At 34.8% G+C, this 20,013-nt stretch carries 21 protein-coding genes and 1 tRNA gene; 13 read left to right on the top strand and 9 right to left on the bottom strand.

Going from position 1 to position 20,013, the window contains the following annotated elements:
- The first annotated feature begins 119 nt into the window (after positions 1-119).
- The 3 genes from ACRHOC_RS03595 (at position 120) to ACRHOC_RS03585 (ending at position 5,196) form a co-directional block, all read left to right on the top strand.
- Positions 120-1,517, top strand: coding sequence for an OmpA family protein (locus ACRHOC_RS03595; RefSeq protein ID WP_431157167.1), 1,398 nt, complete (start codon positions 120-122; stop codon positions 1,515-1,517).
- A gap of 62 nt (positions 1,518-1,579) precedes the next feature.
- A complete protein-coding gene (locus ACRHOC_RS03590) occupies positions 1,580-4,342 on the top strand; it encodes a PD-(D/E)XK nuclease family protein (protein ID WP_431157165.1) in 2,763 nt (920 codons plus the stop codon).
- Positions 4,339-5,196: an alpha/beta hydrolase family protein gene (locus ACRHOC_RS03585; protein ID WP_431157163.1), complete on the top strand. Its 858-nt coding sequence runs from the start codon at positions 4,339-4,341 to the stop codon at positions 5,194-5,196. Before ACRHOC_RS03590 ends, ACRHOC_RS03585 begins: the two co-directional genes overlap by 4 nt.
- A 477-nt stretch (positions 5,197-5,673) precedes the next feature.
- Here the strand turns inward: ACRHOC_RS03585 and ACRHOC_RS03580 are convergent.
- Positions 5,674-5,750: transfer RNA gene (locus ACRHOC_RS03580), tRNA-Ala, on the bottom strand.
- Between the two features lie 6 nt (positions 5,751-5,756).
- Positions 5,757-6,554 (bottom strand): universal stress protein, encoded by a 798-nt coding sequence (locus tag ACRHOC_RS03575; protein WP_431157161.1) that lies wholly within the window; start codon positions 6,552-6,554, stop codon positions 5,757-5,759.
- Between the two features lie 34 nt (positions 6,555-6,588).
- Here ACRHOC_RS03575 and ACRHOC_RS03570 point away from each other — a divergent pair, with 34 nt between their 5' ends.
- The 5 genes from ACRHOC_RS03570 to ACRHOC_RS03550 all read left to right on the top strand — a co-directional run bounded on the left by ACRHOC_RS03570 (position 6,589) and on the right by ACRHOC_RS03550 (position 9,914).
- Positions 6,589-7,089 carry a GNAT family N-acetyltransferase gene (locus ACRHOC_RS03570; protein ID WP_431157159.1) on the top strand — a complete coding sequence of 167 codons (501 nt, stop codon included), beginning with the start codon at positions 6,589-6,591 and terminating at the stop codon, positions 7,087-7,089.
- Positions 7,086-8,420 (top strand): MATE family efflux transporter, encoded by a 1,335-nt coding sequence (locus tag ACRHOC_RS03565; protein ID WP_431157157.1) that lies wholly within the window; start codon positions 7,086-7,088, stop codon positions 8,418-8,420. Before ACRHOC_RS03570 ends, ACRHOC_RS03565 begins: the two co-directional genes overlap by 4 nt.
- Positions 8,421-8,444: 24 nt before the next feature.
- Complete coding sequence (locus ACRHOC_RS03560) at positions 8,445-8,621, top strand: hypothetical protein (protein WP_431157155.1); 177 nt, start codon at positions 8,445-8,447, stop codon at positions 8,619-8,621.
- A gap of 77 nt (positions 8,622-8,698) precedes the next feature.
- On the top strand, positions 8,699-9,151 hold the full coding sequence (locus ACRHOC_RS03555) for a 6-pyruvoyl trahydropterin synthase family protein (protein WP_431157153.1): 453 nt from the start codon (positions 8,699-8,701) through the stop codon (positions 9,149-9,151).
- A 10-nt stretch (positions 9,152-9,161) separates the two neighbouring features.
- Positions 9,162-9,914 (top strand): UDP-2,3-diacylglucosamine diphosphatase, encoded by a 753-nt coding sequence (locus ACRHOC_RS03550; RefSeq protein WP_431157445.1) that lies wholly within the window; start codon positions 9,162-9,164, stop codon positions 9,912-9,914.
- Here the strand turns inward: ACRHOC_RS03550 and ACRHOC_RS03545 are convergent.
- Genes ACRHOC_RS03545 through ACRHOC_RS03535 form a run of 3 tightly spaced genes read right to left on the bottom strand, consistent with a single transcriptional unit; the run spans position 9,911 to position 13,335 of the window.
- The gene (locus ACRHOC_RS03545; RefSeq protein WP_431157151.1) at positions 9,911-11,185 is read right to left on the bottom strand and encodes an MFS transporter; all 1,275 of its coding nucleotides are present in this window, start codon (positions 11,183-11,185) and stop codon (positions 9,911-9,913) included. The genes ACRHOC_RS03550 and ACRHOC_RS03545 overlap by 4 nt on opposite strands.
- A gap of 3 nt (positions 11,186-11,188) precedes the next feature.
- Positions 11,189-12,880, bottom strand: coding sequence for a single-stranded-DNA-specific exonuclease RecJ (recJ, locus tag ACRHOC_RS03540; RefSeq protein ID WP_431157149.1), 1,692 nt, complete (start codon positions 12,878-12,880; stop codon positions 11,189-11,191).
- A gap of 17 nt (positions 12,881-12,897) precedes the next feature.
- Positions 12,898-13,335: an OsmC family protein gene (locus ACRHOC_RS03535; protein WP_431157147.1), complete on the bottom strand. Its 438-nt coding sequence runs from the start codon at positions 13,333-13,335 to the stop codon at positions 12,898-12,900.
- A 65-nt stretch (positions 13,336-13,400) separates the two neighbouring features.
- On the opposite strand from ACRHOC_RS03535, the gene ACRHOC_RS03530 reads away from it, so the two are divergent.
- On the top strand, positions 13,401-14,003 hold the full coding sequence (locus ACRHOC_RS03530; protein WP_431157145.1) for a carboxymuconolactone decarboxylase family protein: 603 nt from the start codon (positions 13,401-13,403) through the stop codon (positions 14,001-14,003).
- 82 nt (positions 14,004-14,085) lie between these two features.
- Here ACRHOC_RS03530 and ACRHOC_RS03525 read toward each other — a convergent pair whose 3' ends face one another.
- Genes ACRHOC_RS03525 through ACRHOC_RS03510 form a run of 4 tightly spaced genes read right to left on the bottom strand, consistent with a single transcriptional unit; the run spans position 14,086 to position 16,369 of the window.
- Complete coding sequence (locus ACRHOC_RS03525; RefSeq protein WP_431157143.1) at positions 14,086-14,601, bottom strand: uracil-DNA glycosylase family protein; 516 nt, start codon at positions 14,599-14,601, stop codon at positions 14,086-14,088.
- On the bottom strand, positions 14,601-15,272 hold the full coding sequence (rsmI, locus tag ACRHOC_RS03520) for a 16S rRNA (cytidine(1402)-2'-O)-methyltransferase (RefSeq protein ID WP_431157141.1): 672 nt from the start codon (positions 15,270-15,272) through the stop codon (positions 14,601-14,603). The genes ACRHOC_RS03525 and rsmI overlap by 1 nt, the downstream gene beginning before the upstream one ends.
- Complete coding sequence (locus ACRHOC_RS03515; protein WP_431157139.1) at positions 15,272-15,628, bottom strand: DoxX family protein; 357 nt, start codon at positions 15,626-15,628, stop codon at positions 15,272-15,274. Before ACRHOC_RS03515 ends, rsmI begins: the two co-directional genes overlap by 1 nt.
- Before the next feature lie 3 nt (positions 15,629-15,631).
- Positions 15,632-16,369 (bottom strand): hypothetical protein, encoded by a 738-nt coding sequence (locus tag ACRHOC_RS03510; RefSeq protein ID WP_431157137.1) that lies wholly within the window; start codon positions 16,367-16,369, stop codon positions 15,632-15,634.
- 169 nt (positions 16,370-16,538) lie between these two features.
- Here ACRHOC_RS03510 and ACRHOC_RS03505 point away from each other — a divergent pair, with 169 nt between their 5' ends.
- The 4 genes from ACRHOC_RS03505 (at position 16,539) to ACRHOC_RS03490 (ending at position 19,949) form a co-directional block, all read left to right on the top strand.
- Complete coding sequence (locus ACRHOC_RS03505; RefSeq protein ID WP_431157136.1) at positions 16,539-17,186, top strand: thymidine kinase; 648 nt, start codon at positions 16,539-16,541, stop codon at positions 17,184-17,186.
- Complete coding sequence (gene alr / locus ACRHOC_RS03500; RefSeq protein WP_431157134.1) at positions 17,179-18,285, top strand: alanine racemase; 1,107 nt, start codon at positions 17,179-17,181, stop codon at positions 18,283-18,285. Before ACRHOC_RS03505 ends, alr begins: the two co-directional genes overlap by 8 nt.
- 84 nt (positions 18,286-18,369) lie before the next feature.
- On the top strand, positions 18,370-18,771 hold the full coding sequence (gene mscL / locus ACRHOC_RS03495) for a large conductance mechanosensitive channel protein MscL (protein ID WP_431157133.1): 402 nt from the start codon (positions 18,370-18,372) through the stop codon (positions 18,769-18,771).
- 188 nt (positions 18,772-18,959) lie between these two features.
- Complete coding sequence (locus tag ACRHOC_RS03490; protein ID WP_431157131.1) at positions 18,960-19,949, top strand: aspartate-semialdehyde dehydrogenase; 990 nt, start codon at positions 18,960-18,962, stop codon at positions 19,947-19,949.
- The last annotated feature ends 64 nt before the right edge of the window (positions 19,950-20,013 follow it).

Below are 20,013 nucleotides of genomic sequence, written 5' to 3'. Positions count from 1 at the left end.
GTTACAAACTCACTATTTTAGGGCAAAATTGCAATATTTTTATATATTTGTCTTTGTTAATAAATTTTAACAACTTACTTTTGCCAACAATTAACACTTAAAATTAAATTAATTAGAATATGAAAAATCTTAGCAGATTATTATTCGTTTCAGTGCTATTAGTATGTTTTAGCACGTCAAATGCGCAAGATAAAAACAACCCATGGGCGTTAAGCTTAGGGACAAATGCTGTCGATGCGTACCCTGTAGGTGAAGATTTACCTCAAGGTCCTTATTTCGATGAGTTTTTTAATGTTTCAGATCACTGGAATATCTTTCCAAATATCTCAAGAGTAGCAGTCTCTAGATATTTAAGTGATGGATTCACATTTACAGCTGGTGGTACTATTAACAAAATAGAAAAGTTTGGTACTAAAATTGTTGATGGTGAAGAAGCTACTAATTTCGTTGGAGATTTAACATATTACAGTTTAGACGGTACAGTTTCTTATAGTTTCCAAGAAGTATTAAATTCTAAAAAGTTTGAGCCATACTTAGGCGTAGGTGGTGGTTACACTTGGTTAGATAACGTAGGTGCTGGTACATTAAACGGTAATCTAGGTCTTAGATTCTGGATTAACGAAAAATTAGGTATCGAAGCACAGTCTATGTATAAGCATGCTTTCGAAGATTATTTACCTAAGCATTTCCAACATTCTCTTGGTTTAATCTTTAAGTTTGGTGGTACTGATACAGATGGTGACGGGATCTACGACAAAGATGATGCATGTCCAGAAGAAGCTGGTTTAGAAATCTTTAATGGTTGTCCAGATTCAGATAACGATGGCATCCAAGATTCTAAAGACGATTGTCCTAACACTGCTGGTTTAGCTGAGTTCAATGGTTGTCCTGATAGTGATGGTGATGGTGTAATGGACAAAGATGACAAGTGTCCTAACACTGCTGGATTAAAAGCCTTAGCTGGTTGTCCAGATGCTGACGGTGACGGTGTTGCTGACGGTGATGATAACTGTCCAAATGAAGCAGGTCCTGCTGCAAACAACGGTTGTCCTTGGCCAGATACCGATGGTGATGGTGTTTTAGATAAAGATGACAAATGTCCTAATGAAGCTGGTGAAGTTGCATTAGATGGTTGCCCAAGACAAGCTCCAACTCCAGCAATAATGAAGACCTTAAATGATTATGCTAAGACTATCTTATTTGATACAGGTAAATCAACCATCAAAGATCAATCTGAGCAAGTATTACAAAATATTACGGCTATACTTAAAGAATACCCAAATTCTAGATTCTCTATAGATGGTCATACTGATAGTACTGGTTCGGCTACTTTAAATCAGAAGTTATCTGAAAAAAGAGCTAATGCGGTAATTGATTATCTTGTTGCTAATGGAATAGATGCAAATCGTTTAGAAGGTAAAGGATATGGCGAAAACAATCCTATAGCAAACAATAAAACTCGAGAAGGTAGAAAAGCAAATAGACGCGTCGAAGTTGTGCTTTTAAAAGAAGAATAAATTTTATTCATTAAAAATAAAAAACGCTCCGTTTAAAACGGAGCGTTTTTTATTTTTAATGCATGGAAAGTTTTATCACCTCTGTGCTCAGAGATCTTAAATCTAAAAATTTAAAATTTGAAGATCTCTACTTTATTCTGCCAAGTAAGCGTGCAGGGCTCTTTCTCAAACATCAACTTTCAAAACTAGTTGATACGCCAATTTTTTCTCCTGAAATAAAAAGTATTGAAGAGTTTATAGAAGATTTATCTGGTCTTACCGTACTTTCTAATGTTGATCTTATTTTTCGGCTATATAATGCATATAAAGAGGTAATCGAAAGCTCAGAACGTGAAACATTTGAATCCTATTCAAAATGGGCTCAAATACTTCTCCAAGACTTCAACGAAATTGACAGGCACCTAGTTGATCAGCATCATATTTTTGAATACCTCAATGCGATAAATAAAATAAACCATTGGTCTAAAACCAATAATCAAACCGAGCTCATTTCAGAGCATTTAAAATTTTGGAACTCCTTAAGTAAACTCTATGATAAATTCACTGATAATCTCCTTCAAAATAAGAGTGCCTACCAAGGATTAGCGTATAGAGAAGCTTGCGAAAATATCGAGATCTACATCGAAAATAATCTTGATAAAACTTTAGTGTTTCTTGGGTTTAATGCACTAAATAAGGCTGAGTCTAATATTATTCAAGCTTTACTACAAAGCGATATAGCCCACGTATATTGGGATATCGACGAAACATTTGTAAAAGACCCGATTCATGATGCTGGTCATTTTATAAGGACCCATAAAACAACTTGGAATTATTTTAAAAAAAATCCCTTTAATTGGCTACACAATCACTATCAACAAGAAAAAAGCATCAATGTGGTTGGTGTGCCAAAGTTTATTGGCCAGGCAAAATATATAGGTCAAATCTTAGGTGAATTAAACTTGAATAAAGAATCACTTTCTCAAACTGCAGTTGTCCTTGGAGAAGAAAGTCTAATCCTCCCTGTTTTAAATTCACTACCTGAAGAAATAGATAAGCTTAATGTAACAATGGGATTAAACTTAAAATATGTCCCTTTGGCTTCTGCCTTTGAAGCCTTATTTAAAATACATAAAAGTCAATCTGGGGCATATTATTATCAAGACGTTGTTAAGGTTTTAACCCATCCTTCTTTTTATTGTCTTTTTGATGCAGATGAATCAAATAATAGTGTCGAAAAAATTGTGACTACTATTCAAACCAATAACCTTACCTATCTTAATCTAAATAAACTAAGGTCCATAAGTGGTCCTCACACTCACTTAATTACACTGTTATTTGGAGATTGGAAAAACTCTCCTAAGATTGCCTTAGAACGCTGTATAGAACTTATACTTGAAATCAAACACAGTTTAGATAAACAAAAAAAGACTAAGGCACTAGAGCTAGAATATTTACAAAGATTTTATGCAATATTCAACCAACTCATAACGCTCAATAACGAATACAACCACTTATCATCAATCCAAGCGATATATCAAGTATATAAGGAATTGCTGGCATCAGAGAATCTAGACTTTAAAGGTGAACCACTAGAAGGGTTGCAATTAATGGGAATGCTAGAGTCTCGTGTTCTAGATTTTGAAACGGTAATAATCAGTTCTGTGAATGAGGGTATACTGCCAGCGGGTAAGAGTAATAACTCTTTTATTCCATTTGATGTAAAAATTGAAAACTGCCTTCCAACCTTTAAAGAAAAAGATGCCGTTTATACATATCACTTTTATCACTTACTGCAAAGGGCAAAGCATGTTTATATTCTTTACAACACCGAGAATGACGCGCTAAATGGTGGTGAAAAAAGTAGATTCATAACACAATTAGAAGTGGAAGGAATTCATAAAATAAATGAAGTATTGGCTGTCCCCAATATTCCTTTAATCACAAAACCACTTCTTGAAATACCCAAAACAAAAATGGTAATGGACAAGATAAGCGAGGTATCTTTAAGTGGTTTCTCACCATCGTCCTTAACCAATTATATCCGCAATCCTATCGATTTCTATTATCAAAAAATTTTAGGAATAAAAGAATATGATGATGTAGAAGAGCACATCGCGTATAACACATTAGGGTCAGTCATTCACAATACCTTAGAAGATTTTTACCGTCCGGTTGAGGGCAACTTTTTAACGATTGATTATTTGAAATCATTAATACCTAATATTGAGGATTCTGTAGCGAAGCACTTTAAAAAACTATATAAAGAAGGAGATTTTACAAAAGGTAAAAATCTAATCATTTTTAACATTGCCCAGCATTATATAAAACTGTTTTTAGAGAGTGAAATTAAGTCCTTAAAAGATGGCAATAGTATAAAAGTTATTGCCGTTGAAGCTGACACTAATTGTACGATTGAAATAGATGGAATTAATTTCCCTATAAACATAAAAGGTAAAGTTGACCGCATAGATGAATTTAATGGTACACGACGTATCATTGATTATAAATCTGGCAAGGTCGACCAAGGTAAGGTTGAAATTGTGGATTGGGATTCCATTACTACAGATTATGATAAATTCAGTAAATCTTTTCAGGTTTTGTGCTACGTCTATATGATGCATAAACAAAATGTCATTGAACTTCCGGTAGAGGCAGGTATTATTTCCTTTAAGAACCTCAGTAAGGGACTTCTAAAGTTCGGAGTAAAATCCTCCGCTAGGGCAAGAACTAAAGATCAATTAATCACTAAGGACACCTTAGATAGTTTTGAAATAGAGCTCAAAAAATTAATTCTTGAAATCTGTAATCCTGATATAAATTTTATTGAAAAAGAACTGGAATGATTAAAACACTAAAAAATATTATTCTAAATAGGGCGCATAAAAAACCAATCATTATAGATGTTTTTTATACTAACGATATTCAAAATCAACCTATAGTTCTGTTTTGTCACGGCTACAAAGGTTTTAAAGATTGGGGACCTTGGAATTTAATGGCTGAGCAATTTGCTAAAGCAGGATGCTGTTTTATAAAGTTTAATTTTTCACATAATGGAGGCACAATAGATAACCCTATTGACTTCCCAGATCTTGAAGCATTTGGGAACAACAACTACTCTAAAGAATTAGATGATTTAAATGACGTCTTAAATTGGATAGAAGCAGAATATAAAGACCACAAACAAATTAACTTAAATCAAATAGTTCTTATTGGTCATAGTCGTGGCGGAGGTATTGTCACCATTAAGGCCGAAGAAGATCAAAGGATTACTAAAGTAATTTCAATTGCTGGTGTTTCTGATTATGGTAATCGTTTTCCAAAAGGCGAAGCTCTAGAGCAATGGAAAAAGGTAGGTGTTTACCATGTTCTTAATGGAAGAACAAAACAAAATATGCCTCATTTTTATCAATACTATGATGATTTCAAAAAGAATGAGGAGCAATTAACTATTAGTCGAGCCACCTCTAAACTTAAGATACCACATCTCATTATTCATGGTGATAATGATAATGCTGTAGACATAAAAGAAGCTTACAATCTCAACAAATGGAATCCTAGTGCACATCTAAAAATAATCAAAGGTGCAGATCATGTATTTAATACAAAGCACCCTTGGCCCTCAAATAAACTTAGTCCAGAATTGAAACTGGTTATTGAGTCCGCAATCAATTTTATAAAAGAAGATCCATCCTCATAAAAATTGAAAAATTAAATATTATTCTAATCAAAGGTGTATGATTTTGCTCTAAAAACTTTTCAAATTAAAATTTAGCTACAATCAAATAAAGTAGCATTTCAAATATTGAAATATATTACGACCAAAAACTATTTAATATCATGTTATTAAAGGACAAGGCTGGAGGAAAATTATAATCTTCAAGACATTAACAAAAGAACATGTTGTTAAAGCATAAGCTTGCTAGCTTCCATTAAACGACAGTAATTGTCTAGTTGTGGTTCGTATTTGACAACTTATAGAAATTAAATTCTTTTGTCATATGATAAGTTTAATTTTATCAGGGGTTAGGTTACCAAAAACCATATGTTTTGATTTGTTGGTTATAAGTGCCAGTTTCTTCATCGAGGAAGCCACTGGCACTTTTTTTGGTTTGCTTCTATACTGTTTCATTTAACGAAAAAAACCTCTCAATTTCTTGAAAGGCTTCTATCGACTTGGTGGAGAAGAGCGGACTCGAACCGCCGACCTCTTGACTGCCAGTCAAGCGCTCTAGCCAGCTGAGCTACATCCCCAATTTTTTATTTTAATCCACTTAAAACTAAAACTGGAATTACAGAACTGTGAAAATCTCTTTTTAAGACGGTATTGTCTTCCCAAAGTTTAGAGAAAAACCCGCGTTTGCGCCTTACAACACACAATAAGTCAGGACTATGTTTTTTGTAGTGCTCTAATACAGCTTGAAACGTAGTTGGGCTTTCTGCGTAGGTTATATTAGTCAATATTCCTTTTAATTCGTCATTTAAATCAAAGTCACCTTCATTATGATAAGGTGTTTTTACAAGAAGTGCGTTTACTACTGCTCTAAACTGATTTTTAATTGAAATAAGTGGCCTTAATACACCTTCTTTTTTAATCGTAGCCGATTTTAGTGCAACCAAGATTTTCACGATTGGCTTGTATTCACATCCTTCTGGAACAATAAGGGTTGGTATTTGAGTTCGTTTAACAATTCTACCTGATGTTTTACCCAAATACACTTCATCTTTTATGGAGTTTGTTCTAGGCTCTAAGATCAATAAGTCTACCTCTAAGGCTTGGCAAACCTTATCTAAAGTGCTAATTAATTTGCCCTTAAAAGTTCTAGTATATACTTCTACATCTTTTGTATCGATAGAACCTACAAGATCATCTAAAAATGCTTTAGACTCTCGCTCTAAAATATGGTCAATCTTTATCATAGTTCCTGCTTTGGTATAAACATTATATATTTGAACAACATATAATTTTGCACCAAATGCCTTGGCAAAATCAATCGCATATTGCAAATGAGATTTTGCATTTATTGACGAACCAACAGGAACTAAAATTGTTTTCATGCTAATCGAATTTAAGCAAAAGTACAATTAATTAATGATTCGTAAAGGAACACTACAAGACATCACGGCAATTATGGCCATGACAAAAGCCTGTGCTAAGGCGATGATTGCAAATGGCATTTACCAGTGGAATGAACACTATCCAAATAAAGAAGCATTTATAAAGGATGTTGACAGGCAAGAGCTATATGTGCTTGAAATAGAAGGTTCTATCGCGGGTACTGTTGTAATATCTACCTTAATGGATGAAGAGTATATCCCTATAAAATGGTTGACTAAAAATGATAATAACTTGTATATTCATAGATTGGCTATTCATCCAGATTATCAGGGTAAAGGATTTGCACAAAAACTAATGGATTTTGCAGAAAGCTATGCCATTGATAATAACTATACATCCATAAGATTAGACACCTTCTCTCAGAACAAAAGAAATCAAAAGTTTTACGAACTTCGTGGCTATAAAAGATTAGGCGATATTTTTTTCCCAAAGCAAAGTGAATATCCCTTCCATTGTTACGAACTAGTCCTTTGAGTACTAAAATTACATTTAAGCAAATCAACAAATTAGCAATACCAGCACTAATCTCTGGTATTTCAGAACCTATTTTATCCCTAACAGACGCTGCAGTTATCGGAAACATGGATTTAAACGCTACCGAATCACTAGCTGCTGTTGGTATCGTGACTACTTTTTTATCCATGCTTATTTGGGTATTAGGACAAACCCGAAGTGCGATCTCTTCAATTGTTTCTCAATATTTAGGTGCTGACAAATTAAGTGAGGTTAGAAATTTACCGGCTCAGGCTATATTTATTATTACCTCACTTAGTATTCTTATCATCTTTGCAACATACCCATTTGCAACCCAAATTTTTAAATTATACAACGCCTCTGATTTGATATTAAATTGCAGTGTTGAATATTATCACATCCGTGTATTTGGATTCCCATTTACTTTATTTACCATAGCCGTTTTTGGGACGTTTAGAGGGCTTCAAAATACCTATCACCCCATGCTCATTGCGATAACGGGTGCATTTGTTAATATCATTTTAGATATCATATTTGTTTACGGCATACAAGATATTATTCCAGCCATGCACATAAAAGGCGCTGCTTATGCTAGTGTCGTTGCGCAGATTATAATGGCGAGTCTTTCCATTTATTACATTAAATCAAAAACAAATATTCCATTATTGGTGAAGTTGCCTTTTAATCCAGAGATTAAACGCTTTGCATTAATGATATTAAACTTATTTATACGTACTATCGCTTTAAATGTGGCATTATACTTCGGAACAAGCTTTGCAACCAAATATGGCTCAACTTACATTGCGGCGTACACCATAGCGATTAACCTTTGGTTCTTGGGCGCATTTCTTATTGACGGATATGCAAGTGCTGGGAACATTCTTTCTGGGAAGTTATTAGGAGCAAAAGCATATGGTGATCTAATGGATTTAAGCAACAAACTCATAAAATATGGAGTTGTTATTGGTTTAATCATTGCCATTGTTGGGATCATGTTTTACAATCCAATAGGAACCCTATTTACGGACGACTTATTGGTTCTTAAGGAGTTTAACAAGGTTTTCTGGATTGTTCTTTCCATGCAACCTCTATGTGCATTAGCTTTTATTTTTGATGGTGTATTTAAAGGTCTTGGAAAAATGCAATACTTAAGAAATGTGCTATTATTTTCAACACTTTTAGTATTTATTCCAGTTATCATGACTTTGGATAATTTGGATTATAAACTCTATGGCATTTTTACCGCATTTACGCTTTGGATAGTTGCAAGAGGGTTGCCTTTAATTATTAAATTCAGGAAAACATTCAAAACACTTGCTGAAATCACTTAAATTTGGACACTAGAATAGTGACTTATGATGTTTCTAGTAAGCATTTTGCAAGAGGTTGACATTGAACAAAAACTAAAAGACGCACCAGATGACAGTTATAGTATTGGTGTATTTATTGGCTCAATGCTTCCCTTTGTTATACTTATAGCGATTGCATACCTCATATATCGCTACAATAAAAACAGAATTAAAGAAGAATAGATGGGAAATTATCTTTTTTTATTATTGGCAATTGCATTAATTGTTATTTATTTTGTCAACAGAAATAGAAGACGATAATGAGTAGTATACGTATTACTAAGAAATTTTCATTCGAAGCAGGACACGCCTTATATGGATATGACGGAAAATGTAAAAATTTACATGGTCATAGCTATCATTTGTTTGTTACAGTAATTGGTACTCCTATTTCGGATAAATCAAATGTGAAGTTTGGAATGGTCATCGATTTTGGTGATCTCAAAAAAATTGTAAAAGAAGAAATTGTAGATGTATTTGATCATACAATGATTTTCAATAAAAATACACCACATTTAGAATTAGCAAACGATCTTAAGAGCCAAGGTCATGATATCATACTTGTAGATTATCAACCGACTACAGAAATGATGATCATAGATTTTGCAAAAAAAATCTCTGACCGTTTACCTGATAATATAAAACTTCATTCCCTAAAACTACAGGAAACAGCAACCAGCTTTGCGGAGTGGTATGCTTCTGATAATGAATAAACCATTTCACATAGATGTTCCGGATGGCAAAAAAGTCTACTTTGCCTCAGACAATCATTTAGGTGCACCTACAAAAGAAGCTTCACTGCCAAGAGAAAAGAAATTCGTATCCTGGTTAAATGAAATAAAAAAAGATGCCGCAGCTATCTTCTTAATTGGCGATCTTTTTGATTTTTGGTTTGAATATAAAACAGTAGTCCCAAAAGGATTTACAAGAACGTTAGGTAAGCTTGCAGAACTAAGCGATTCTGGTATTCCTATCTACTATTTTGTAGGTAATCACGATTTGTGGATGAGTGGTTATTTTGAAGACGAGTTAGGTATCCCTGTTTTTCATAAACCACAAGAATTTACTATAAATAATTCTTCATTTTTTATTGGTCATGGAGATGGTCTCGGTCCTGGTGACAAAGGCTATAAACGCATGAAAAAGGTGTTTGCAAATCCCTTTTTTAAATGGCTTTTTAGATGGTTACATCCAGATATAGGTGTAAGAATTGCGCAATATCTTTCAGTTAAGAACAAATTAATTTCTGGTGATGATGATGCCACCTTTCTTGGAGAAGATAATGAGTGGTTAGTGGCTTATAGTAAGCGAAAGCTAGAAACCAAGCATCGTGATTTTTTTGTATTTGGACATCGCCATTTGCCTCTAGAAATCGATCTCAATAGCGAATCAAAATACATGAATCTAGGCGATTGGATTCAATATTACACCTACGGTGAGTTTGACGGTAGTACTTTGCAACTAAAAAACTATTAAGATTTGGCATTGTCGTAATGCTCGGCCACATCCTTTCGCAAGTCTAATTCCCTTAATGGTTTATTTCTTAAACTCATTACAACTACTGTAAGTAAGGTTACTGTACCACCTAAAACAACGGCCAATGGTGCGCCAAAAATACGTGCCGCAATGCCACTTTCTAAAGCACCTAACTCATTAGATGAACCTACAAACATCGAGTTTACGGCACCAACTCTACCACGCATATCATCTGGCGTTTTAAGCTGAAGTATAGTTTGTCGAACCACCATAGATATGCCATCAAATACTCCGGCAATAAATAGAGCTACTACACTGAGCCAAAATAATTTTGAAGCGCCAAAAACTATCATGCTTAGACCAAAACCAAAAACTGCAACTAGTAATTTTTTACCAGTACTTTTAGTAATAGGAATATGGGTTGTTGCTAACATGGTGAGAATACTTCCTAATGACAAAGACGCATTAAGAATCCCAAATCCTTCTGGCCCTGCATTGAGCACTTTTGTCGCAAATACTGCAAAAATCGCCACTGCTCCACCAAATAAAACAGAAATCATATCTAGGGTTAATGCGCCCAGAATAACCTTATCGGTAAATACAAATCGCAATCCACTTTTAAGGCTTTCTTTAACGGACTCACCAATCTTCTTATTGAGTATGGGCTTTTTCTTTATTAAGAACACAACGACTAATCCAAACATTACCAGTAAGAATATGATTCCTAAAGTAGTATTGACACCAATAGAGCCAATTAAAAATCCTCCAATTAACGCGCCTGTTACTGTAGCGCCTTTCCATGTGCTACTGCTCCATGTTGCGGCATTAGGATATATAGCTTTAGGGACTAAAAGCGCGACTAATGAAAATACTGTTGGACTAAAAAAAGCACGTAACAAGCCTCCAAAAAAAACGAGACAATAAATACCAAGAACGATATTTGAAGTTGTCCAAGTCTCTGTAACCATCTGTGAGGTTAACCAAAATAATCCAAAACTAATTAGGGAAAACAAAGCTATGAGAATAGCAAATAGATTTCGTTTTTCTTTCTGGTCAACAATATGTCCAGCAAATGGTGCCATTAAAAATGCAGGAATAAACTCACATGCACCTATAATACCTAGACTTAACTCATTATCAGTTAGCGCATAAACTTGCCACTCTATAACAACAAACTGCATAGACCATGCAAAAATCAAAGCAAATCTAACGATGAGAAAAATATTGAATTCTCTTATTCTGAGGGCGGCGTATGGATCTTGTTTTGGCAAATCTTATGCTTTTATATCTTTTAACTTTAATTGGAGACTCTTCGTGCCGTTCCAAAAATTCTCATCAATGGTATAAGCCACATTAAATGGCTTTTGGTTTTTTATCAAATCTAGTTTATCTCCTAAACTAAACCCGATACTAACAATCCCTTTACTACCATTCTGTGAAGCAGTAAAACGCAAATGTTTATTAGCTTCTCCAACACATTTACCCCAACCTGTGTCCGTTACGTTTTGAGACATAAATACGGGAGTCATGTTACCTGGTCCAAAAGGAGCAAACTGGCGAATGATACGCATTAATCTATTATCTATATCATTTAAATCGATCTCTAAATCCACCTTCAATTCTGGCGTTAAAAGTTTAGGGTCAATTGTGCTTTTTACAACCTCTTCAAATTTTGCTTTAAAGGCCTCATAATTTTCAGGTAATAAAGTTAAGCCAGCTGCATATTTATGGCCACCAAACTGTTCAATAAATTCTGAGCACGCTTCTAATGCATTATAAACATCAAACCCTTTAACTGATCGTGCAGATGCCGCCAATTTGTCACCACTTTTGGTAAATACCAAAGTGGGTCTATAATAAGTTTCGGTTAATCTAGATGCCACTATACCAATAACTCCCTTATGCCAAGCCTCATCAAAAACTACTGTTGTATAACGTTCTTGTTCTTTGTTTTTTTCTATCTGAATTAAGGCCTCTTCAGTGATTCTTTGATCCGCTTCCCTTCTGTCTGTATTAAAAAAATCAACATCTACTGCATAGGAAGCCGCTTTATTAAAATCGGTCTCCGTTAATAAAGTTACTGCATGATTACCATGTTTCATTCGTCCCGCAGCATTAATTCTAGGAGCTATAATAAATACTACATCGGTAATGGTTAATTCTTCCTTTTTTACTTCAGCAATAATAGCTTTCATCCCAGGTCTTGGGTTGGTATTTATGACCTGCATACCAAAATAGGCTAAGGCTCTATTTTCACCAACGATAGGAACTATATCCGCACCAATTGCTGTTGCTACCAAATCTAAATAGGAGGCTAATTCTTCTACACTCTGCCCTTGTTTTGAAGCCAATGCAGAAATTAATTTAAAACCTACACCACATCCGCATAGTTCTTTAAAAGGATAATTACAATCCTCTCTTTTTGGGTCTAATACGGCCACAGCGTTTGGAATTGTATCGCCTGGTCGGTGATGATCACAAATAATGAAATCGATATTTTTTTGCTTTGCATAAGCAACCTTATCAATAGCCTTAATACCACAATCTAAAGCAATGATGAGCGTAAAACCGTTGTCATCTGCGAAATCAACCCCTTTATACGATACGCCATAGCCCTCCTCATAACGATCAGGAATATACGTCGCTACTGTTCCTAGTCTTGTTTTTAAATAAGAAGACATTAATGCGACTGATGTAGTGCCATCGACATCATAATCGCCATAAACCAAAATATTCTCGTTATGATCAATGGCTTTTTCAATTCTACTAACAGCCTTATCCATATCCATCATTAGAAATGGATCGTGTAAATCATCAAAACTTGGCCTAAAAAAGGTTTTGGCCTCATCATAAGTTTCGATTCCACGCTGAATTAATAGCGTCGCTACAACTTCGTCTACTTTTAATTCTTCTTTTAAAGACTTTATTTTAGAAGCATCTGGCTTTGGTTTTACGATCCAGCGCATAGACTATTAACTATGGTTTAGGTATTTCTTTTTGTGGCAATATGATAAAAGATATTTGTAGTAACCGTAGCAAATTGTCTAAACATCTCCATAACACCGCAGTATTTTTCAACGGAAAGATCTACGGCACGCTGACACTTTTTCTTATTTATATCGGCTCCATAAAAATGATAGTCTACAACAACCGTATGATAATATTTTGGGTGTTCTTCAGTAAGTTCACCAGAGACCTCGATTTTAAAATCATCAATCTCTTCATTCATTTTGTTTAAAATGGAAATAACATCTAAAGCAGAACAACCAGCAAGTGAAGATAACATCATGGCCTTGGGTGATAAACCAAAGCGCTCATCTGTTCCTTCTTTAGAAGTGTCCATTATTACTTTTTTACCACTTGGGTTGTCTGACTCAAAGGTTAATCCTCCTTGCCAATGTGTTACGATTTTATCTGCCATATACTTTAGATTACTTATTAGTTATCTTATCTTGTACATTCAAAAATACCACTAAAAAAATAACTATGGCATTAGTAACACCATTATCTCCAGAGCACGATTTAGAAACAAAAAAACTCTCAGAATTCTTTAATGAGACACTAGGATTTTGTCCTAATTCTGTGCTTACCATGCAACGACGACCTGCTATTAGTAAGGCATTTATTAATTTGAATAAAGCCGTTATGGCAAATGAAGGAAGAGTGACTTCTGCCTTAAAACGAATGATTGCTTGGGTGAGTAGTAATGCAACAGGATGTCGATATTGCCAGGCGCATGCCATCAGAGCCGCAGAACGCTATGGTGCGGAACAAGAACAATTAGATAATATTTGGGAATATAGAACACATCCAGCTTTTTCTGAAGCAGAACGTGCTGCTTTAGATTTTAGTCTTGCCGCAAGCCAAGTCCCAAATGCTGTAAATGCAGAGATAAAAGCTAGACTTTATGAGCATTGGGACGAGGGTGAAATTGTAGAAATGCTAGGTGTAATTTCGCTTTTTGGATATTTAAACCGTTGGAACGACTCTATGGGTACAACCATGGAAGAAGGCGCTATAGAAAGTGGAAATCAGTACTTAGGCAAGCACGGTTTTGAGGTTGGTAAGCATGATGGCTCTAGGTACTAAGACAAGACCTAGTTATTTCAACTTCTTATGAAATTATATTGGTGATAATAGTGCTTAATTCTGTCACTACAGATTGCTCAAACTATGGATTCTTAGAGCGCCAAAAACGATTTGTTGGTGAAGGGTGTGGAATTGGAAAGAACTTTGGTAAATAACTTCTGTATTCACCTACTGTTTCTGTTAATGTAGGCTTTGCATGGTCTTTTAAATAATACTTCTGAGCATAAGCACCTATTAAAATAATCAATTCTACATTAGGCATATTCTCTAATAGGGCATCATGCCATTGTGGTGCGCACTCTGGTCTAGGCGGTAAATCACCTGTCTTAGCTTTACCTGGATAACAGAAACCCATTGGTATGATAGCAAAATTCACGGCATTATAGAATTGGTCATCAGTAACATTAAGCCATTCTCTTAACTTCTTACCACTTTGGTCGTCCCATGGTATACCAGATTGATGTACTTTGGTTCCTGGAACTTGACCAATTAATACAATCTTAGATTTTATATGAGCCGTAACTACTGGTCTTGGTCCTAAGGGAAGATGCGCTTTACAAATAGTACATTGATAAATAATATTGAGGAGTTCTTTCATTACTTTTTCCCCTCCACAATAATCACAATCTCACCTTTTGGTGGTTTATTAGTGTAATGGTCTAACACTTCTTTTGCAGTACCTCTAATGGTTTCTTCATAGAGCTTGGTCAACTCTCGTGAAACCGATACTTGTCTCTCTTCACCTAGGTATTCACAAAAATGACTTAGTGTTTTAATAAGTTTGTGTGGACTTTCATAAAAAATCATAGTTCGTGTTTCCTCAGCTAATAATTTAAGACGTGTTTGGCGTCCTTTCTTTACAGGCAAGAAACCTTCAAAAACAAACTTATCATTTGGCAAACCGCTATTAACCAATGCCGGAACAAAAGCCGTGGCTCCTGGTAAACACTCCACGTCTACCTCAGCCTCTAAACATGCTCTAACCAGCAAAAAACCCGGGTCTGATATTGCAGGTGTACCAGCATCACTAATTAAAGCTATAGTGCTACCAGATTTTAGTTTTTCAACAATACCACCAACTGTTTTGTGCTCATTATGCATATGATGGCTCTGCATTGGTGTATTTATTTCAAAGTGCTTTAATAATTTTCCAGATGTTCTGGTGTCTTCTGCTAAGATTAAATCAGCTTCTTTCAAAACCTCTATAGCCCTAAAGGTTATATCTTTTAAATTTCCAATTGGTGTTGGTACGACATATAGTTTGCTCATCAGTCTCTAAGATATTTGCCTAAAAAATATGATGGAAACAATGCCACAAGCGCATATAAGGAAAATCCAATTATACCTTGATCTGCATAATGATGAGCTAATGTTGCCAGTACTAAATTGAAAAAGAAACCAGCATAAGCCCATTCTGTTAACCAATTTGAAGGTCTTGTAAGCACAATTAATACACCAAATACTTTAGCAATGGCTAACGGTATGACTAGGTAGGTAGGGAAATTAAAACCTTCAAAAAAACCTTTAACCATTTCAGTTTTGGCAAAGTACATGGTTGCGGAGTAAAGCATAATACCACAAAGTATCGCAGTACTAACCCAATAAAAAGCTTGTTTTAATCGCATTTACTAATTGAATTTACCTTCAACCAGTTCCATAAATCGTTCTTCATATTCTTCTTTACCATCCCAATTATTGTAGTCTGGTTTGATAAATTCTGAGATTAGATTTTTAGCTTCCTCAATGGATTTAGAGGTATTTATCTGCGAAATAACTCTGTCATAATCCTCACTTTTACCATCAAAAAGGTGTTTTATAAAAGCGATCTTATCATTTAATCCTATTTGTAAACTTCGACCCTTAAATTTATCATTTAAAGATTTACGCTTTTGAGCATCTTCGACAGGTTCAAATTCAGGGATATTTGCAAAATCTGCAGTGAGGTTTTCAAACTCTATTGTTGTTGCAACTTCCCTTTCCGTTGCTTTTTCAAGAATAACATCAATCTCATTAGTTTCAACTGCTTCCTCTGGCATATGCGCTACCATATCTTTGATCTTGTTCATTACAGGTTCCATAATCCCATCATCTTCAACCTCATCTAGATTAATATAAACCTTATTTTCAATTTCAATATTATCACTCACTTTATTATTAAATGCGGTGTCTAGCATGTCAAAAAACGAGCTGTCATTACCAATGGTAGGCATTTTATCTTCAAAATTCTCTTGCGCAAACTTAAGTACGGTTAATTTCTCGTAAAGTTTAGAAACTTCTTCGTGCATTCTATCCACATCTTCTTTGCCCTTTAACTTCAGAATTCGATGTGCTATGCTTATTAATTCTGATTCTAGTTTCTTTTTCATTTTTAACTTACTTGTTGATTCTCCAAGTGAAAAATATTCATCTGATAAAACGCATTTAATTTGCGATAATTAAATGACAGATGTTTCATTTTTACTTTTGATTTTTAATATTTTTGATTGACCTTTATAAAAACGAATTATTACTACGTTTTAGTGTTAAAATTACGAAATGTTTCTTGAAAATACGGTAAATCATAAAGAACAATTTGGGTGGATTGAGGTGATTTGTGGATCGATGTTCTCTGGTAAGACCGAAGAACTCATTCGAAGACTTAAACGCGCAAAATTTGCTAGACAGAAAGTCGAAATCTTTAAGCCTGCAATCGATGTAAGGTATGATGACGAGATGGTAATTTCTCATGATTCTAACGAAATAAGATCTACACCAGTACCTGCTGCCGCAAACATTCCAATACTTGCAGATGATTGTGATGTCGTTGGTATTGATGAGGCTCAATTTTTTGATGATGAAATAGTGAGGGTCTGTAATGACTTAGCTAATAAAGGGATTCGTGTCATTGTTGCGGGATTAGATATGGATTTTAAAGGCAATCCTTTTGGTCCTATGCCATATCTTATGGCTACGGCTGAATATGTAACAAAGGTGCATGCCATTTGCACTAAGACCGGTAATCTTGCGCAATACAGTTATAGAAAAGCCAAAAGTGACGATCTTGTTCTATTGGGTGAGGTAGATGAATATGAGCCTTTAAGTCGAGCAGCTTTTTATAAGAGTATGTTACGCGATAAAGTGAGACAGATGAAAGTGAATGATGCTCAAGAAGTTAACGCGAAAGATCAAAAACCAAATGGCTAAAGCGCAAGAAACTGTTTTAGAGCTAGATTTAAATGCACTAAGCCATAACTTCAATTATTTAAAGTCAAAATTAGATTCAAACACGAAATTTTTAGGTGTTGTCAAGGCATTCGCTTATGGCAGCGACTCGGTAACTATTGCTAAACATCTAGAAAAATTAGGTGTTGATTATTTGGCTGTGGCCTATGTAAAGGAAGGGGAAATATTAAGAGCTCATGGCATTAGAACTCCGATTTTAGTGCTACATCCTCAACCTAAAAATTTTAAGTCTCTAATTGAACATTGCCTAGAGCCCAGCTTATATAATACTAAAGTCTTAAACGCATTTATTGAAGTTGCAGAACGCCAATCACAGAAGGATTATCCTGTTCATATTAAATTTAATACTGGACTCAATCGCTTAGGATTCTGGGAAAATGATGTAGACTACATCATCAACAAATTAATTAAAGGTAAAAGCATAAAAGTAAAGTCAATTTTTTCGCATTTAGCCGCAAGTGAAGACCATGATGAAAAAGATTTTACTCTTAATCAAATTTCTAGTTTTGAGGCTATTGCACAGGATTTTTCAAATAAAATAGGCTATAAGCCGTGGCTTCATCTTTGTAACACTTCTGGTGTTTTAAATTATCCGGAAGCGCATTATGATATGGTGCGATGCGGTATCGGACTTTATGGGTTTGGTAATAACCCAAATGAAGATAAAAACCTCATCCCTGTCGCGAGTTTAAAATCAGTTATATCTCAAATCCATAAAATTGAAAAAGGCGAATCTGTCGGCTACAACCGCTCTTACAAGGCCTCTTCCTTTGAGAAAATCGCAACAATACCTATTGGACATGCAGATGGTATAAGCAGGCTTTACGGCAATGGTAAAGGATATCTAATCGTAAACGGCCAAAAAGCACCTATTGTTGGCAATGTATGTATGGATATGCTTATGATTAATGTTACCAATATTGAATGTACTGAAGGTGATGAGGTGATTGTTTTTGATCAGTCCTATTCAGCAGCTACTTTGGCAGAATCAGCAGGCACAATTTCTTATGAAATTCTAACATCCATTTCAAATCGTGTTAAAAGAATCTTAACAAAATAGAATCTGTCACTAATAATTTGTGACTTTTTTGATTACTTTAGTGTCACACTAACATATTTACTAACTATTTAATTCACTTTTATTATGCTAAATGAGTTTAAAGAATTTGCAATGAAAGGTAACCTAGTAGACATTGCCGTAGGTTTTGTCATGGGTGCTGCTTTCAAGGAAGTTGTAACAGCCTTTACTGGAGGAATTGTTTCCCCACTGATAGGCTTGATATTTGATTCAGATTTTAAAGCCTTAAGGTACAAACTTAAAGACGGTGCTCTAAATGATGCCGGAGAAATGGCCGGAGAAGTTTGGTTAGAATACGGAACGTTTTTAACTAATGTTATTGATTTCATTATTGTGGCATTTGTAATGTTCCTTGTTGTTAAAGGGGTAAATAAAATGAAAAAGAAAGAGGAGCCTGCTCCAGAAGCACCAGCTGGTCCATCTGAAGTTGATTTATTAACTGAAATTAGAGATGCTCTAAAAAAATAAAAACGATTAGCGATACCGCTACACTACATTAATACTAACTAAACCCAGGCAATTGTCTGGGTTCTTTTTTTTACACTAATTAGTTATTTAATTAACACCCAAATTATTTGTTGTTAAAAGCCCTTATTTTCTTTAATAGAAGGAGTCAATTTTATTTAATTTTGCACGACAATAATAAAATATATAAAATGAAAGTAGCAGTTGTAGGTGCAACCGGTTTAGTGGGTAACGTTATGCTAAAGGTATTAGAAGAGCGTAACTTCCCAGTTGATGAATTATTATTAGTAGCCTCTGAACGATCCGTAGGAAAGAAAATTGATTTTAAAGGGAAAACTTATGAGGTTATTAGTATTCCTTCAGCAATTGAAGAACGACCAGATATTGCTTTATTCTCTGCTGGAGGAGGTACATCCTTAGAGTGGGCACCTAAATTTGCAGAAGCAGGAACAACTGTAATCGATAATTCCTCAGCTTGGCGCATGGACCAAAGTAAGAAACTGGTAGTCCCAGAAATAAACGCTAGTGCATTAACAAAAGAGGATAAAATTATTGCTAATCCAAACTGTTCAACCATTCAAATGGTTATGGCTTTGGCACCTTTGCATTCCAAGTATAAAATTAAACGTATCGTTGTTTCTACTTATCAGTCTGTCTCTGGTACAGGTGTAAAAGCTGTAGAACAATTGGAAAACGAAATAGCAGGGAAAAAAGGTGAGATGGCCTACCATTATCCAATCCATAAAAATGCTATTCCTCATTGTGATGTCTTTGAAGAAAACGGATATACAAAAGAGGAAATGAAATTGGTTAGAGAAACTCAAAAGATTTTAAACGACAGAACTATTGCTGTAACAGCAACTGCTGTAAGAATTCCAACGGCTGGTGGTCATAGTGAAGCTGTAAATGTTGAGTTTGAAAATGATTTTGACTTAAATGACGTTAGAGGACTACTTAAGGAAACCGATGGCGTAACAGTTCAAGATAATCTCGATGTAAATGTTTATCCAATGCCTATGTATGCAAACGGTAAAGATGATGTTTTTGTGGGTAGAATAAGAAGAGACACCTCTCAACCAAACAGCTTAAATCTATGGGTTGTTAGTGATAATCTTAGAAAGGGAGCCGCAACAAACACCATCCAAATTGCCGAATATCTAACTAAAAATAATTTGGTTTAAACACATTCTCAATTATTTAAAGTATTCTTAAAAAGCAATCTTAACTTAATAAAGGTTGCTTTTT

It is taken from the genome of Winogradskyella poriferorum, from assembly GCF_050618035.1.
GTDB classification, from domain to species: domain Bacteria; phylum Bacteroidota; class Bacteroidia; order Flavobacteriales; family Flavobacteriaceae; genus Winogradskyella; species Winogradskyella poriferorum_A.
Note: the sequence above shows the minus strand (reverse complement) of the source record. Positions and strands in the feature narration are given on the sequence as shown.